This is a genomic window from Stenotrophomonas maltophilia (genome assembly GCF_013464915.1).
Taxonomy (GTDB): Bacteria; Pseudomonadota; Gammaproteobacteria; order Xanthomonadales; family Xanthomonadaceae; genus Stenotrophomonas; species Stenotrophomonas maltophilia_AT.
Map to the genome: position 1 here is coordinate 1 of NZ_RAVT01000074.1, position 16498 is coordinate 16498.

A 16498-nucleotide genomic window follows, 5' to 3' on the forward strand; every position below is an offset into this window, starting at 1 on the left:
CCGCCCCCCCCCCCCCCCGCGCCCCGCCCCCCCCCCCCCCCCCGCCCCCCCCCCCCCGCCCCCCCCCCCCCCCCCCCCCCYCCCCGCCCCCCCCCCCCCCCCCCCCCCCCCGCCCCACCCGCAGGAAGCCAGCTTTCAGCAACCAACCCAACCCCACCACGGAGGGGCTCCGCCGTTCGCCGATCCCCGCCGAAGGCGCGCCTCCCGCGCTGCAACATGCCCACGCGCAGACCTGCGCCATCATGGACACCCCGCCCCCGCCAGGACCGTGCCATGCAGCAGTACCTGCTTCTGATCTACATCGAGCCTGCCCTGCTGCAGGCACTGCCCATCGAAGAATTCAACGCGCTGATGCGCGACTGCCTCGCCCACGCCGACAAACTGCAGGCCGAGGGCACGCTGCTGGCCGCACAGAAGCTGCAGCCGGTCGACACCGCGCAGACTCTGCGCGTGCGCGATGGCCACAGCCGTGTACTGGATGGCCCATTCGCCGAAACCCGCGAGCTGCTGGCCGGCTTCAACCTGATCGTCGCCCGCGACCGCGACGAAGCCATGCGCATCGCCCGTGACTTCCCGTGGGCACGCTTCGGCAGCATCGAGGTGCGGCCGTTGGAAGACATGGACGCCGAGCGCGAACGCTGCGGCGCTCCGGCTGCGGCTATGGCAGCAGCCGTACTCTGATCTCGCGCGGTCCAATGCCTTCGTTGCCGCTGTAATCGCGCACGCTGGCACGCACGATGTACTCGCCCGGCGGCAGCGCCGCCGGCTGCCAGCGGCCGGTTTCCATCAGGCCATCACGCACGGTGTTGGTGGCCAGGTAGCGGAAGCGGGTCACCGCGCTGCCATGCACGGTGATGCCGCTGTCCGGCGCGTAGGCCACGCGCACGGCCTCCCGCTGCGGCGGCATGCGGTTGAACACGATGTTCCAGCGCGGCTGCTCGTAGCCCTGCAGCGGTTGGCCGCCCGCATCAAGGATCTGGTAGCCCACCTGGTACATGCCCAGGCGGCGTCGCGGCAGGTTGTTGTCGACCTGGTCCCACGCCTCCACCACGATCTGCACGCCGCGCCCCTGGCGCGCCACCATCACCACGCCATCGCTGCCTGCGGCCATCGGCTGGTCGGTGTCGTCCAGCAGCGCCACATCGGTGATGCGCGGCGCGAAGTGGTCGGCGTAGTTGTGGAAGCCCAGCGCCACCGCGTTGGTCTCGAAACCGCCGGTACCAACGGCCAGATGCACATGCGCCTGGTTGTTGATGCTGCCCAGCCGATCGCCAACGTGGATGCGCATGCCACGGCGCACGCGCATCCGCTCCAACCTGCCCTGCTCGTCGTACAGCGCCTGCCAGCGCGCATCGAACGGTTCATTGCGCGGGGTGCGGCCCACCCGCATGTGGATGTACTTGAGGCGGTCCACCGCCAGGCCCTCGGCCTGTTCACCCAGGCTCCAGGCCGCCATCGGGCTGCTGATCTTGCCGTCGGCGATCGCCAGCACGGTCTGGCCCACATCACCACGCACGTCGAAGCCACCATGCAGGTGGTGGCGGCTCTCGCCCTTGAAGTTGCCGCGCACTTCGCCCAGTGTGCCGACCACTTCGTGCCAGCCTTCCTGCGGGGCCAGCGGCCAGCGCCCGCCGGTGTCCGGCAATGCGGCATCGGCGGCCGGGCCGAGCAGCGCCGGCGCGGGCAGTTCCCCCACCGGTAGCGGACGCAGGCGGTGCAGGCGATAGCTGGCGGAATCGGCGACCAGCACGCTGCCGTCGGCGTCCATCGCCAGGCCACTGGGGCGGGCCAGGCGTGGCAGGCGGCCGTTGCCGACCAGCGCGATCTGGTGGCCCTGCGGCGTTACCTGCACGATGCGGCCATCCATGTCGCCCACGTACAGCACGCCATCGTGGGTGGTGGCCAACGACAGCGGCCCGTTGATCACGCCACCACCACCCACCACGGTGCTGACCGTGCCATCGGCGCCGACGCGGCGCACCGCGTTGTTGAACAGATCGGCCACCAGCAACGCGCCCTGCGCGTCGAAGGCCAGTGCCACCGGCGTATCGAAGCGCGCCGCGGCACCCACGCCATCGGCCATTCCCGGGCGCTCGCCACCGGCCAGGGTGCGCACCGTGCCGTCGGTGCCGATCACCCGGATACGGTCGTTGTAGGTATCGGCCACGTAGACCTGGCCCTGCGCGTCCACTGCGATGCCCATCGGTGCATCGAAGCGCGCCTGCGCGGCCGGTCCATCGGCATATCCCTGTTCACCACCGGCCAACGTGCTGACCTGGCCATCGGTGCCGATGCGGCGGATCGCATGGTTGCCGGTGTCGGCCACGTACAGGTTGCCCTGCCCATCGGCCGCGATGCCGGAAGGAGTATTGAAGCTGGCCTGCAGTGCCGGACCATCAACGCGCCCCTCGCCCTGCCCGGCGACGGTTTCGACGCGGCCATCGCGCAGGCGGCGGCGGATCCGGTTGTTGTCGCCGGCATCGGTGAAGTAGATGCTGCCATCGGCGCCGCGCAGCAATGAATACGGGTCGGCGAAGCGGGCCTGTGCAGCGGTGCCGTCGCGGTCACCCGGATGACCATCACCGGCAAGCGGCTCGATCTGCGCAGTCCAGGCCAGCGGCGTGGGCGCGGGGCCTGCGGGTTCAGCCAGCGTGTGCAGCGGTGCCTCCCACCAGGTCGCCGCCAGTGCCACTGCCGTTGCCAACGCCACACCTGCCGCCATCCATTGCCACCGTGCCATCGCGCTGCGCTACCTGCTGCTGTGTGAAGAGGTACCGACAATAGACGCTGTGCACGGGATGCGCCACGGCCAATCGTACGCCCGGATACCAGAGTTCCATGCGCCGCGCTTGTTCTCGTTGGCCACAGCAGGTTCAATGCGGTTCCCACGGATGGAGATCCTCCATGCCCCGCACACTCCCCCTCGCCGCCCTGCTGATCGCCGCACTGGCCAGCACATCCGCCTCCGCCTCGATCACGGTGGCGCCGCAGAAGCCGTCGGTCACCAGCGACGCCGTACACATGGCCTATGCCACGCGGTGGGATGAGGCGATCCAGCAGTCGCGCAGTGGCAACACACTGGGCGCGCTGATCGCGATGGAGCGGCTGATGGAAGACCCGCTGCTGGACGACTTCGATGCCGAGCACCGCGGCCGCGCCGCGCAGGTGGCGGGCTGGACCGCACTGATGCAGAAGAAGCCGGCCCAGGCCCGCCGCTACCTGCAACGGGCGCAGGAGGCACTGCCGGAGGATGCGCAGATCCTGCTCACCCTGATGTCGGTTGAACTGTCAGAGGACCAGCCTGCAGCGGCCACCCGTCATCTGGTGCAGGCGCTGAAACATGCCGAAGCGCCGCTGCCGCTCGAACACCAGGCGATCGGCTACCTGCAGTACCGCCTGCGCGATCAGCCGCGGCAGCGCATGGACCTGCTGCAGGCGCTGTTCGACAACGGCTGGAAGCGCGGTGGCCTGGAACCGACCGGACTGTGGCTGGCGCTGGCCACGCTGCAGGCCGAGAACGGCCGCGGCGACGCGATTCCGGCCACGCTGGCCCGCATCGACAGCCCGGCCGAGATCATCCAGCTGCGCAGCGACAAGCGCTTCGACCGCTATGTCGACCGTGCCGATCCGCGCTTCGACCCGGTACAGGTCGCGCAGAAGCACCTGGACGACCTGCGGGTGTCCGGCCTGCTTGATCGCAAGCTGGACGCGCGCATGGCCCAGTTCAGCGTCACGCTGCTGATGCTGGACCGCAATGAGGAAGTGCTGGCACTGACCGACGGCATGGCCCGGGCGGCCGCCGAAGGCGAATCGCCGTCGGCGGAGGAAGCCGAATGGGTGGCGTGGCTGCTCAACAGCCGTTTCACCGCATTGCGCCGGCTGGGCCGCACCGACGATGCCCTGGCGGCGGCGCAACAGGCGGCCCGCATCGGCGCACTCGGCCCGGACGACATCGAGCACCGGTTGAATGTCGGCTTCGTGTTCACCTCGCTCGGCCGCATGCAGGATGCAGCGCAGGCGGTGAAAGATCTCCCCGACCTCGGTGGCTACGGCAAAGCCGCACAAGCCCTGGTGCAGTTCGCTGCCGCCCGCGAACGCGGCGATGCCCAGGCAATGGAAGCCGCACGCTCGGTGATCCTGGCCCAGCGCGACGACGCGCGCCTGTTCCATCGCGAGATGCTGCTGGACGAAGGCAACCTGGACGGCGCAGCCGCCGTGCTGATCGAACAGCTGCGCTCCCCCACCGACCGTGGCGAGACGCTGGCCAGCCTGCAGGACATGCGCACCTATCCGTCATTGCCGGGCGACGTGAAGATCGATGCGGCCTGGCGTGCGCTGAAGCAACGTGCCGACGTGCAGGCCGAGGTTGCCCGCCTGGGCCGCATCGAGCGCTACGAACTGGTCAGCACCTCGACCTCGCGCTGAGCAGACGCCCTGTAGAGCCGAGCCCATGCTCGGCTGCCGGCTCCCTGAGCCGGGCATGGGCTCGGCTCTACACGACACATCCAGCACCGCCAGCCTAGCGCGCGGGCACTTCGGTGCGGATGCCCATCGCTTCGCGGTAACGTGCGTACAGCGCCATCACCTTGTCCACATAGGCCAGGGTTTCGGCATACGGCGGCACCCCCTTGTAACGGGTGACCGCACCGATGCCGGCGTTGTAGGCCGCGGCGGCCAGCGGCCGGTCACCGTTGTAGCGGCGCAGCAGCGCGCGCATGTAGCGCGCGCCACCCTCGATCGACTGCTGCGGCGAGAACGGATCGCGCACGCCGAATTCCTGCGCGGTCTCGGGCATCAGCTGCATCACGCCCTGTGCGCCCTTGCTCGAGACCGCCAGCGGATCGAAGTTGCTCTCGGCATGGGCGATCGCGCGCAACCATGCGTCGTCGACGCCGGTGGCCTTGGCCGCGGCCTTGAACTGCCTGGCATGCGGGGCCAGCTGCGGCTTGCCGACCTTGCCCAGCCCTTCATGGGCCGGCTCACCCGGCGGCGTGGCCACGGTGAACTTCAGGAACACCCGCGAACCGGGCAGGTTGCGGGTGGAATAGACCAGCACGCCATCCTGCTCGCGCTCGTACAGCACACCACTGAACACCCCCATGTTGCCCCACAGGTTCGGGGCCTGGATGGCGTTGTCGTCGATTTCCCTGGCGGTACAGCGTGAGCCGGGTTCCGGGGCGGTGGCCAGGCTCACGGTGTTGCCCTGCACGCAGCGGTAGACGGTGCGTGCGGCGGCCAGCCCGGGCCACAGGCTGGGCAGCAGCAACATCGCAAGCAGGAGAGGGTGACGGGACATGGCGGCCGGATCATCCGGCCGCGCCCGCTAATGTTGGGTGAATGGGGGTCGGCAGGGCTGCGCCCTGCACCTGCAGAAGCAATGTCAACATCCAGAGCAGCGCTGGGCTGTTGAGGGCTGGTCGGATAGGTGTGGCCCGGCAGGACACGCCGTAAACCCATCCATGGGGGCTCGATGGCGCCATCCATGGCGCCAACGGTCCTGCCGGGCCACACCCACCCGCCCTCGACAGTTTCCTGCGGCTGACGGTAGAGCCACGCCATGCGTGGATGAAACTCTCTGGAGACGATGGATCAATCGATGGAACGGAAACGCTGGATTACTTCGCAGCCCTCCGCCGCGCCCAATACCCCACGCCCAGCAGCACGAACCACACCGGGCTGGCGATCAACGCCTGGCGGGTGTCGGCCTGCAGGCTCAGCAGCACCAGCACGGCGGCGAAGAACACCAGGCAGGCCCAGCACATGGCGACACCGCCGGGCATCTTGAAGATCGAGGCAGCGTGGCGCTCCGGGTGGCGGCGGCGATAGGCCATGTAGGCCACCAGGATCAGCGACCAGACGAAGATGAACAACACGGTCGCCAGCGTCGTCACCAGGGTGAAGGCGGTCACCAGATTCGGAATCAGGTAGATCAGCAGGGTGCCACCCAGCAGGCACAGGCACGAGAACAGCAGGCCACGGGCGGGCACTGCGGCGCGTGACAACTTCGACAACCCGCGCGGCGCGTGGCCCTCTTCGGCCAGGCCGTACAACATGCGGCTGGTGGAGAAGATGCCGCTGTTGGCAGACGACGTGGCCGAGGTCAGCACCACGAAGTTGATCAGGCTGGCGGCAGCGGGAATGCCGGCCAGCACGAACAGCTGCACGAACGGGCTCTTGTCCGGCACCACCTGGCGCCACGGCGTGACTGCCATGATCGCGATCAGCGCCAGCACGTAGAAGATGATGATGCGTACCGGAATCGAATTGATTGCCTTGGGCAGGTTGCGCTCGGGGTCGGCGGTTTCGGCCGCGGTGGTGCCGACCAGCTCGATGCCGACGAAGGCGAACACCGCAATCTGGAAGCCGGCGAAGAAGCCGACCAGGCCCATCGGGAACATGCCGCCGTCGTTCCACAGGTTCGACAGCGAGGCGGTGTGGCCGCTGGGCGAGGTGAAGCCCCAGGCCACCAGCCCGGCGCCGGTGATGATCAGCGCGCAGATCGCCACGATCTTGATCAGCGCGAACCAGAATTCCATCTCGCCGAACAGCTTCACCGTCACCAGGTTCAACGACAGCAGCAGCATCACGCAGGCCAGCGCCGGCTTCCAGGCTTCAAGCCCGGGGAACCAGAACTGTGCGTAGGCGGCGATCGCGATCACATCGGCGATGGCGGTGACGATCCAGCAGAACCAGTAGGTCCACCCACAGAAGAAGCCGGCCCAGGGGCCGAGCAGGTCGGTGGAGAAATCGATGAAGGATTTGTAGTTCAGGTCGGACAGCAGCAGCTCGCCCATCGCGCGCATCACGAAGAACAGCATCGCGCCGATGATCAGGTAGACGAAGACGATGGACGGGCCCGCCAGGCTGATGGTCTTGCCCGAGCCCATGAACAGGCCGGTGCCGATGGCACCGCCGATGGCGATCAGTTGCAGGTGGCGGTTGGACAGGCTGCGGCGCAGGTGCTCGGGGGGCGTTGCGGGCTCGGTCATGGGCGCGGGAAGGGGGCGGGCGAAGCGTTCGACGGTAGTCCTCCACGGGCCTGAGCGCCAGCGCCACATGGGTTGATCCCGTCAAATTTGGCCGCTTTCATCACAATGTGACCAAATACCTGATTCATCCCATTCCGCCCGGCCCGGCACCATGCTCAGATAGCCGCACCTGCCCAAGGATCGGCCCCGTCCATGCACCCTGCCCTGCCCGCCCTGCTGGAGCCCCGGCCATGAGCCGGCTGCGCGTGATCATTGGCGGCACCGCACTGGCGCTGCTGGCCGCGGCTGTGCCGATCGCGGTGATGGCCTATGCCACCTGGGACCGTGCGGTCAGTGTCGAGCAGCAGCGCCTGCGCGACATCGCCGGCCGTACCCTGCGACGTTCCGACCAGTCCTACCTGGAAGCGCTGGCCGCGTTGAAGTCCGCCGAGGCCGGCGCCTACGATCCGTGCGGGCCGGACCACATCCGGCGCATGCAGACGCTGGTGATGACCACGTCTTCGGTCGACCAGATGGGCTATTTCGAGGGCGGCAAGCTGCGTTGCACGTCGTGGGGACCATTCCCATCCGACGTGAACCAGCCCAAGGCCGACCACGTCACCAGTGACGGTGCGGGGATTGCGGTGGATGTCCGGCCCGAAGCCAGTGGCCGGCGGCAGATGCTGGCCATCCTGTATGGCAGCTATGACGTGCTGATGGATCCGCGCCGCTTCGTCGATGTCATCGTCGATCCGAATGTGCGCCTGGCCCTGGCCAGCCCGGATGGGCGCCTGCTGGCCAGGCAGGAAGGCATGGACACGGCGTTGCTGGAGGCCATGCTGCGCAACCCCGGTGAGGGCCTGGACCAGAACACGCTGTACGCCACCGCCCGCAACGAGGAGTGGCTGGCGATCGCAACCACGCCACGTACCGCGCTGGCTGCGGCTTTCCGCCAGCAGGCGTGGCTGTTCGTGCCGCTGGGCGTCCTGCTGGCCGCCGCCGGTGCCGGCCTGGTGATCTGGCTGTCACGTCGCCGCCTGTCGCTGCGCGGCGAACTGGCCACGGCCATCCGGCGCCGCGAGCTGTACCTGCATTACCAGCCGATCATCGAACTGGATACCGGCATCTGCGTCGGCGCCGAGGCGTTGATCCGCTGGCAGCGTCCGGATGGCACCCAGGTGCGCCCGGACCTGTTCATTCCGCTGGCCGAGGAAGCCGGGATGATCGCCGACGTCACCGACCTGGTGATCGAGAACGTGGTGCGCGACATGCGCGAGCTGCTGGTGGCCGATCGCAGCGCACACATCGCGATCAATCTTGCCGCCGAGGACATCAGCAGCGGTCGTGCGTTGAAGATGATCTCCAAGCACATGGCCGGCAGCGGCATCCTGCCGCAACAGATCTGGATGGAGGCCACCGAGCGCGGCTTCCTCGACCTGGACCGTGCGCGCACGATGCTGGCGCAGGCACGCCGCGTCGGCCACAGCGTGGCCATCGATGATTTCGGCGTGGGCTTCTCCAGCCTGCAGTACCTGGAGCAGCTGCCGCTGGACGCGTTGAAGATCGACAAGTCGTTCATCGACGCGATCGGTACCGAGAGCGCGACCAGCCCGGTGACCCCGCACATCATCGACATGGCCAAGGAACTGGGCCTGTGGGTGGTGGCCGAGGGCGTGGAGACCGAAGCACAGCTGGCCTACCTGCACAGCCGCAAGGTGGAGTTCGGTCAGGGCTGGCTGTTCTCGCGGCCGCTGCCACGCGATGAATTCGTTGCGTTCCATCACAAGCGGCAGCAGCGCTATGGCGCAGCGCGGGAGGACATGCAGAACCCGCGCAGCGTGCCGATCGAGCGCGAGGGCGTGGAGTAGGACGGCCAACGGCAGGGCCCCTCGTGGTGGGTCGCGTACAGCTATCCCGGGGTTGGCCGGGACGGTCGGGTTCGCGCGGCGTGCCACCACGGAATCAACAGAAGAAAGCAAAAGCAGAAGCAAACGCGGGTCGCTGCGCTCGGTAGATCCACGCCATGCGTGGATGACATGGACCACGGTAGTGCCGGCCGCTGGCCGGCACCACATATCCGATGATCGCCGCCTACACCCACGCCTTCGGCCGTGCCAGCAACCATGCAGCAGTCACCGCCAGCAGCAGCAACGGCAACCATCCCAACTGGGTGGGCCCACCGGTCTGCAGCAGCACACCGCCCGCCACACCTCCCGCAGCAATGGCCAGGTTCCAGCCGGTCACCAGCATCGACTGCGCCAGGTCCGCGGCGGCACCGGCACGGCGGGCGAGTGCGGTCTGGAACAGGGTCGGCACCGCGCCGAAGGCCACGCCCCACAGGATCGTTGCCAGCAGCAGCGTGGTCGCGTGGCCCGGCCACAGCAGCAGCGCCAGCACCGGCAGGATGAAACCGATCACCGCCGCCCACACCAGCGTGCGCAGGTGGCGGTCCACACCCCAGCCGGTAATACCGATACCGGCAATCGCTGCCAGGCCGAAGGCCAGCAGCAGGCGATCCAGCCACGGGCCCGCCCCCGCCTCCACTGCCAACGGTTCGATGTAGGTGTAGAGCACGTTGTGCGCGAGCACGTACAGCACCATCACCAGCAGTGCACTGCGCACGCCGGGCATGCGCCACACCGTGCCCAGCGAGGTGCGCTGGCCGGCACCGGCGGCGGGCAACGCCGGCAGTGCCCAGCGCGCGTAGGCCAGCAGCCCCACGCCCAGCACGCTCATCAATGCGAACGCCCAGCGCCAGCCGATCTGCTGGCCCAGCAGCGTGCCGGCCGGTACGCCCAGCGACAGCGCCAACGGCGATCCGACCATCGCCACCGCAATCGCCCGGCCCTGCAGCGAGGGCACCACCATGCGCGCCGCGTAGCCAGCCACCAGCGACCACAGCAGCCCGCCGCTCACGCCGGCCAGGAAACGCGCGGCAAGAATCAGCGGATAGCTGCTGCTCAAGGCGGTCAATGTGTTGACCACCACGAAACCGGCAATGGCTGCCAGCAGCAGCGGGCGTCGTGGCAGGCGCTGGGTCAGCGCGGTCATCGGCAAGGCGGCCATCACCGAGCCCAGCGCATACACGCTCACCAGCTGCCCCACCGCCGCATCGCTCACGCCCAGGCTGTCGCCCATAGGCCGCAGTACACCGGCCGGCAGGGTCTCGGTGAGCAGGGTGATGAAGCCACCGCCGGCCAGTGCCAGCAGGCCGGCCCATGGCAGACGCGTGGCTTCACCGGCCGGGCTGGCCGCATCGATGGCATGGCCGCTCATCGTGCAGCCCCCAGATCGGCATACACCGCATCGCGCAGTTGATCGACAAAAGCGCCGTCCATGCCTTCGTACAGGGTGTTGGTCAGCGCCACCACGCTCAGGCCACGCGCAGGGTCGACAAACCAGCTATGCCCGTAGGCACCGCCCCAACGCCATGTACCGGCGTTCTGCGGCGTTCCGCTGGCGGCCGCGTCGCGCAGCACCGCAAAGCCAAGACCGAAGCCCCAGCCAGCCGGCTCCGGTGGTCCCTGCTCGCCGACCTGCGGGGTGGCCATCTCTGCCACGAGGTGGGGCGGCAACAGGCCGGCGTGCTGCCCGTCGCGCAACGCCTCCAACACCAGCATCACCTCATCGGCGGTCCCCACCAGGCCCGCGCCGGCCGAAGGGAACCGGCTGGCATCGGTTGCACGGGCAAGGCTGTACTCGATGCCCACCTTGCCCTCGAACGGGGCGACCACCTCGCCTTCGCGCAGGCGGTGCGGCTGCGGTGTGTCGCTGACATAGGGCGTGGCCAACCGTGACGCGTCGTGGGTAGCGAAGGCGGTATCGCGCAGGCCCAGGGGCGCAGCCAGCAAGCGTGCGAACACTGCCTGCAACGTTTCCCCGGTCGCCGCTTCGGCCACGGCACCGGCCACGTCCACGCCCAGCGAATACATCCACTGGCTGCCCGGTGCGAACAGCAGTGGCGCCTGCGCGATGCGGCGCACGTTCTCGGCCAGGGTCAACGGCCTGGCGTCCATGCCATCGCTGACACCGGCCAGCGCGTAGGGGCCATCCGCGTCGGCTTCGAGGAAGCGATAGCCCAACCCGCTGCTGTGGCTGAGCAGCTGGCGCAGGCTGATGGGCGGCGTGCTGCCATCGGCCATCGCCGGGCGGAAGTCCGGCAGCCAGCGCTGTACCGGCGCATCGAGGTCAAGCACGCCCTCGGCCACCAGGCGCAGGATCACCGTGGTCAGCAGCGGCTTGCTCACCGAGGCCAGCCGGAACAACTGGTCGCGTTGCATCGGCGCGGCCGACCCGCGATCTGCCAGGCCCGTGGCGCTGGCGTGGCGCAGCGCCCCGTGCTCGCTCACCAGCACCACCGCGCCAACCAGGCGCTGCGGGTGGACCTGCTGCAGCAGCCGCTGCACCGAAGGCAGTGTCGGCGTCGGTTCGAAGGCAGGAGCGGTATTCATCGCGGTGATCCGTGGGGAGAGGTCGCCACGTTAGGCAGCGGGCGTCCGCGCAAAAAGCCGGTTGCCGCTCCGGGCATCATGGACCGCACAGTCCGCAATCGGCATGATGGCCGGAACTGCAAGGCCGCAACGGTCCCCACTCCCCCCGCACCACAGCGTTGCGATGGCGGAGCCCCCCGCAGCGGTCGCGCCGACCTACCCTGCCGCTTTCACCGCCCGCACGCCCATGTCAGTCCTGGACAACCTCGCCAACCTGCAGACCTTCGTGCATGCCGCCGACACCCGCAGCTTTGTCGAGACCGGTCGCCTGCAGGGCATTTCCGCCTCGGCAGCGGGCAAGTGTGTAGCGCGGCTGGAGCACGCACTGGGCGTGCGCCTGTTCCATCGCAGTACGCGCAGCATCACCCTCACCGCCGAGGGCCAGCTGTTCCTGGCGCGCTGCCGGCGCATCCTCGACGAGCGCGACGCTGCCCGCACCGAACTGGCGCAGCCACATTCCTCACCCAAGGGCACGCTGCGCATCAGCCTGCCCCTGGTCGGCGACCTCACCCTGCCGTTGATGGCCGAGTTCATGGCGGCGTATCCGGACATCCGCCTCGACCTGGATTTCAGCGATCGGCTGGTCGACGTCATCGAGGAAGGTTTCGATGCGGTGCTGCGCGTCGGCGAGCCCAGCGACTCGCGCATGAATGCACGGCGGCTGGGCGTGTTCCCGCGCCGCATCGTCGCCTCGCCCGCCTACCTGCAGCGCCGCGGCATTCCGCGCACGCCGACGGAGCTGATGCAGCACACACTGCTGCACTACCGCTTCCCCAGCACCGGCAAGCTGGAACTGTGGCCGATCCACTGGCCCGACCATGAAACACCACAGGAACTGCCGGTGCACATGGTGGCCAACACCATCGAAGCGCGGGTGGCACTGGCGCTGCGCGATATCGGCCTGGCCTTCGTGCCGGTGCACTCGGTGCGCGATGCGCTGGCCGACGGTCGCCTGGTCACCGTGCTGGACGAGCATGTGCATTCCTGCGGCATCTTCCACCTGTTGTGGCCCTCCGGCCGCCACGTGCTGCCGAAGCTGCGGGTGTTCATCGATTTCGTCAGCGAACGCCTGGAAACCGTGCCGTAGGCCCGAAAGCTCCACGGCATACGCCACGTCGCGGTAGATCCACGCCATGCGTGGATGCTTCTCGCGGCGAAAGGAAGCCGAGCATCGGCTCGGCTCTACAGAACCACCCGACCATCGGTAGCGCCGGGCCATGCCCGGCGGCCGCACACCCGACCATTCAGCCACTGCCGCTATACTGGCCGCTCATTCCTCCCAGAGGCTCGCGACCAATGCGCCATTGATGCCGCCGTCTTCCCAACAGACGGCCTGACTCTTCCCGCCCCTGCGCGCAGGGGAGAACCCGGCATCCATGGAGGTCGCATGACCACACATTCCCTCACGCTCGATCGCGTGTCGTATCGGCTGGCCGACGGCCGTCCGCTGTTTTCCGATCTGTCGTTTTCCTTCGATCCGGTCGCCACCGGCCTGGTCGGTGCCAACGGCGCCGGCAAGAGCGTGCTGGCACGCCTGTTGGCCGGCCGCCTGTCACCCGACAGCGGCCAGGTACGCGGCGGCGGCCGCGTATTCCTGTTGCCCACGCCCGGCTATCCACCGTCCGGCACCGTGGGAGAACTCGCCGGCGTCGGCAAGGCACTGGCCGCGCTGACGCGCATCGAAGCGGGCAGCGTGGACGAGGCCGACTTTGCCTGCGTCGGCGACCAGTGGGATCTGCGTGATCGCCTGCAACAGCAATGGCAGGCATTGCGCCTGCCCGATGATCTCGATCCCGCCCAGCCTGCCGCGCGTCTGAGCGGTGGCCAGGCGATGCAGGTAGCACTGTCCGGTGCCTGGGCCAGCGGCGCCGACTGGCTGATCCTGGACGAACCCAGCAACCATCTCGACGTGCGGCATCGACAGCAGCTGTACGAACAGCTGCGGCAATGGCGTGGCGGCCTGCTGGCGATCAGCCATGATCGCGAGCTGCTTGGGCACATGCAGCAGATCGTCGAACTGGACGCGCGCGGACTGCATCGCTACGGCGGGCCATGGCAGCACTACGCCGACGCGCGCGCCGCCGAGCGTGAAGCCGCCGGTGCCCAGCTCGACCACGCACGCGCGCAGCACCGCCAGCAGCAGCGAAGCGCGCGTGAACAGCACGAACGGCAGCAGCAACGCCAGGCGCGCGGCAACCGCGATGCGAAGCAGGCCAACCAGGCGCCGATCCTGCTGGGCCGGCAGAAGCAGCGCGCCGAGGCCAGCCAGGGTCGATCGCAGCAGATCCAGGCCGAGCGCCTGCAGGTCAGTGCCGACCAGCTGCGTGCAGCGGCATCAGCGGTTCACGCTGCGCCGGAACTGGCGCTGTTTGCCGGTGGAGGCGAACGCGGCAGCGCGCGCCTGCTGCAGGCGGAGTCGCTGGTGCTGCCGCACGGCTGCGCAGCCCCCTTGCAGCTGGAGATCCGCCGGGGGCAGCGCATCGCCGTGGTCGGTGACAACGGTGCCGGAAAATCCACCCTGCTGCGTGTGCTGGCAGGGCAGCTGCCTGCACGCAGTGGCACCGTGCACCGGCATGCGCCATTGGCATTGCTTGACCAGCAACTACTGGGCTTGTCCGGCGAGCGCAGCATCCTGGAGACGGTACAGGCGGCAAACCCGGGCGCCGATGCGGGCGAACTGCGCACGCGGCTTGCCCTGCTCGGGCTGGACGCACAACGCATCCAGCGGGCAGCCCATGGCCTCAGCGATGGCGAACGGGTAAAGGGTGCGCTGGCCAGCGTCCTGTATGCCGATCCCGCACCCCAGCTGTTGCTGCTGGACGAGCCCGGCAATGCGCTGGATCTGGGCGCACTGCAGGCGTTGGAAGAGCTGCTTGCGGCGTGGCCGGGGGCACTGATGATGGTCAGCCACGACCGGCACCTGCTGCAGGCGTTGCGACCGACGCAGGTGCTGCACGTCACCGCAGACGGCTGGCAATGGCGCGACGCCTTGTAGATCCACGCCATGCGTGGATTCGCGTATGTAGAGCCGAGCCCACGCTCGGCTGCAATTGCTGTAGACCCACGCCATGCGTGGATGCAATGTTCCGCCAGCCGAGCATGGGCTCGGCTCTACAAGGCGGGTAATGACCGGTTGAACCGCCATCCACGCATGGCGTGGATCTACAGGAGCGGTTCGCTCAACGCTTCCACACCGGGAACGACTGCGGCAGCTGCTGCCACAGCAGCGGTCCTGCGCGCAGCTCCTGGTCGTTGAGCAGGCAGGCATCCAGCTCTGCGCGCACGGCACGCTCGTCCATGTGCACGCCAATCACCACCAGTTCCTGGCGACGATCGCCCCACAAGGGATGCCACAGCCGCTGCATCGCCGCGTGCGCGGCCGAATCCGGGAACTCCTCCAGCCCCGGCAACGGCGCGCTCCAGCAGTCGGCCTGCTGCCGGGCCCAGCCCAGGTCGCTGTAGGGCAGCGGCGTGGGCGGCAGCAGCGGTGTGGTGTCCTCGATGCCGGCACGAACACGATCACGCGCGGCGTACCAGAAGCCTGCCGCCTGCGTGCGCGTCGCTGCGCCCACCGTGTTCAGTTCGCCCACCCAGTCCATGCGGTTGGCCAGCCAGAACCAGCCCTTGCTGCGGATCACGCCTGGCATGCCCGACTGCAGCGCGCGCGCGAAGCGGCCGGGATGGAAGGGTCGCCGCGAACGGTAGACGAAACTGCCAATGCCGTACTCCTCGGTTTCCGGCGTGTGTTCGCCGCGCAGTTCCTTCACCCAGCCCGGTGCACGTTGCGCACGCTCCATGTCGAAGCGACCGGTATCCAGCAGTTCGGCCAGTGGCACATCGCCGAAGCTGGACAGCAGCAGCCTGGCATCGCGGTTCAGCCCGCGCAGCACGGCCAGCGTGTCCTGCAGCACCTCGTCGTCCACCTGGTCCACCTTGCTGACCACAATCACGTCGGCGAACTCGACCTGCTCGCACAGCAGGTCAACCACCCCGCGGTCATCCTCCGGGCCGGCCTGCTGGCCACGTTCGGCCAGGCGCAGCGTCGAACCGAAGTCGGCAAGGAAGGCGCTGCCATCAACCACCGTCACCATGGTGTCCAGGCGCGCGATGTCACTCAGGCTGAAGCCGTGTTCGTCGCGCACCGCGAAGGTGGCCGCCACCGGCATCGGCTCGCCGATGCCGGTCGATTCGATCAGCAGGTAGTCGTAGCGACCCGCGTCAGCGAGGCGCCGCACTTCCTGCAGCAGGTCATCACGCAGCGTGCAGCAGATGCAGCCGTTGCTGAACTCCACCAGCGTCTCTTCGGTGCGGCGCAGTTCGGCGCCGCCTTCGCGCACCAGCTGCGCGTCGATGTTGACCTCGCTCATGTCGTTGACGATGACCGCCACGCGCAGGCCCTCGCGGTTGCGCAGGATCTGGTTGAGCAGGGTGGTCTTGCCGGCCCCCAGGAAGCCGGACAGCACGGTGACCGGAAGGCGACGGTCGGCGCGGGAAACAGTGTTCATGTCGGAGCGGGTTGGCTGCGGAACGGAAATGTTACTGTATAACAATTGTTGCGCAAGGAACCTCCCCCGATGAAGTCGCCTTCTGCCGCCCTGCTCGATGCCGGCGCGGTCGCCCTGTCCAGCCTGTGCCTGCTGCATTGCCTGGCACTGCCCCTGCTCGCCGCCGCGTTGCCGCTGTTCGGCGCCTGGGCCGAAGCGGAATGGGTGCACCTGCTGTTCGTGGCCATCGCCCTGCCGCTGACCGGCTATGCGCTGTGGCGGGCCGAGCGACGTCATCCGCTGCCCGCACTGGCCTGGGCCACCGCCGGTGCCGGTCTGGGGCTGTTACTGGCCGGCGCGCTGGCACTGCCCTCGCATGACTGGGAAACACCGATGACGGTCACCGGCAGCCTGCTGCTGGCCGCCACGCATCTCTGGAACGCGCGGCACAGGCACGCGGTGTAGAGTCGACTGTTAGTTGTGACTTCCCGGTAGGTTGTTCACCCGGGGCATCTGAGGAGAATGGTGGTTACCACACCAAACCTTTCGCCCCAGA

General features: G+C 68.5%; 12 protein-coding genes. 6 read left to right on the plus strand and 6 right to left on the minus strand.

Translation table 11 applies throughout. The features are described 5' to 3' along the window. Positions 1–273: 273 nt before the first annotated feature. Entirely contained in the window at positions 274–681 is a 408-nt protein-coding gene (locus tag D7T59_RS20505; RefSeq protein ID WP_053442461.1) for a YciI family protein, read from the plus strand. Here the strand turns inward: D7T59_RS20505 and D7T59_RS20510 are convergent. Further along, on the minus strand, positions 659–2740 hold the full coding sequence (locus D7T59_RS20510; RefSeq protein WP_180853463.1) for an NHL repeat-containing protein: 2082 nt from the start codon (positions 2738–2740) through the stop codon (positions 659–661). The genes D7T59_RS20505 and D7T59_RS20510 overlap by 23 nt on opposite strands. Before the next feature lie 164 nt (positions 2741–2904). Between D7T59_RS20510 and D7T59_RS20515 the strand changes: the two genes are divergently transcribed. Then, positions 2905–4425, plus strand: a complete 1521-nt coding sequence (locus D7T59_RS20515; RefSeq protein ID WP_164137701.1) for a hypothetical protein — start codon at positions 2905–2907, stop codon at positions 4423–4425. A gap of 94 nt (positions 4426–4519) precedes the next feature. Here D7T59_RS20515 and D7T59_RS20520 read toward each other — a convergent pair whose 3' ends face one another. Next, positions 4520–5296 (minus strand): lytic transglycosylase domain-containing protein, encoded by a 777-nt coding sequence (locus D7T59_RS20520; protein WP_180853462.1) that lies wholly within the window; start codon positions 5294–5296, stop codon positions 4520–4522. 319 nt (positions 5297–5615) lie between these two features. Further along, positions 5616–6989, minus strand: a complete 1374-nt coding sequence (gene cycA / locus D7T59_RS20525; protein ID WP_180853461.1) for a D-serine/D-alanine/glycine transporter — start codon at positions 6987–6989, stop codon at positions 5616–5618. Between the two features lie 230 nt (positions 6990–7219). Between cycA and D7T59_RS20530 the strand changes: the two genes are divergently transcribed. Further along, complete coding sequence (locus tag D7T59_RS20530) at positions 7220–8836, plus strand: EAL domain-containing protein (RefSeq protein WP_164137704.1); 1617 nt, start codon at positions 7220–7222, stop codon at positions 8834–8836. Between the two features lie 223 nt (positions 8837–9059). Here D7T59_RS20530 and D7T59_RS20535 read toward each other — a convergent pair whose 3' ends face one another. Beyond that, the gene (locus tag D7T59_RS20535; RefSeq protein WP_180853460.1) at positions 9060–10244 is read right to left on the minus strand and encodes an MFS transporter; all 1185 of its coding nucleotides are present in this window, start codon (positions 10242–10244) and stop codon (positions 9060–9062) included. Then, the gene (locus D7T59_RS20540; RefSeq protein WP_180853459.1) at positions 10241–11419 is read right to left on the minus strand and encodes a serine hydrolase domain-containing protein; all 1179 of its coding nucleotides are present in this window, start codon (positions 11417–11419) and stop codon (positions 10241–10243) included. The genes D7T59_RS20535 and D7T59_RS20540 overlap by 4 nt, the downstream gene beginning before the upstream one ends. Positions 11420–11645: 226 nt before the next feature. Between D7T59_RS20540 and D7T59_RS20545 the strand changes: the two genes are divergently transcribed. Both D7T59_RS20545 and D7T59_RS20550 read left to right on the plus strand, forming a co-directional pair. Continuing rightward, positions 11646–12545 carry a LysR family transcriptional regulator gene (locus tag D7T59_RS20545; protein ID WP_180853458.1) on the plus strand — a complete coding sequence of 300 codons (900 nt, stop codon included), beginning with the start codon at positions 11646–11648 and terminating at the stop codon, positions 12543–12545. 300 nt (positions 12546–12845) lie between these two features. Continuing rightward, on the plus strand, positions 12846–14453 hold the full coding sequence (locus D7T59_RS20550; protein WP_180853457.1) for an ATP-binding cassette domain-containing protein: 1608 nt from the start codon (positions 12846–12848) through the stop codon (positions 14451–14453). Positions 14454–14637: 184 nt separating this feature from the next. Here the strand turns inward: D7T59_RS20550 and D7T59_RS20555 are convergent, their stop codons facing one another. Further along, on the minus strand, positions 14638–15963 hold the full coding sequence (locus D7T59_RS20555; RefSeq protein WP_111113736.1) for a GTP-binding protein: 1326 nt from the start codon (positions 15961–15963) through the stop codon (positions 14638–14640). A gap of 69 nt (positions 15964–16032) precedes the next feature. Between D7T59_RS20555 and D7T59_RS20560 the strand changes: the two genes are divergently transcribed. After that, complete coding sequence (locus D7T59_RS20560) at positions 16033–16407, plus strand: MerC domain-containing protein (RefSeq protein ID WP_164137710.1); 375 nt, start codon at positions 16033–16035, stop codon at positions 16405–16407. The last annotated feature ends 91 nt before the right edge of the window (positions 16408–16498 follow it).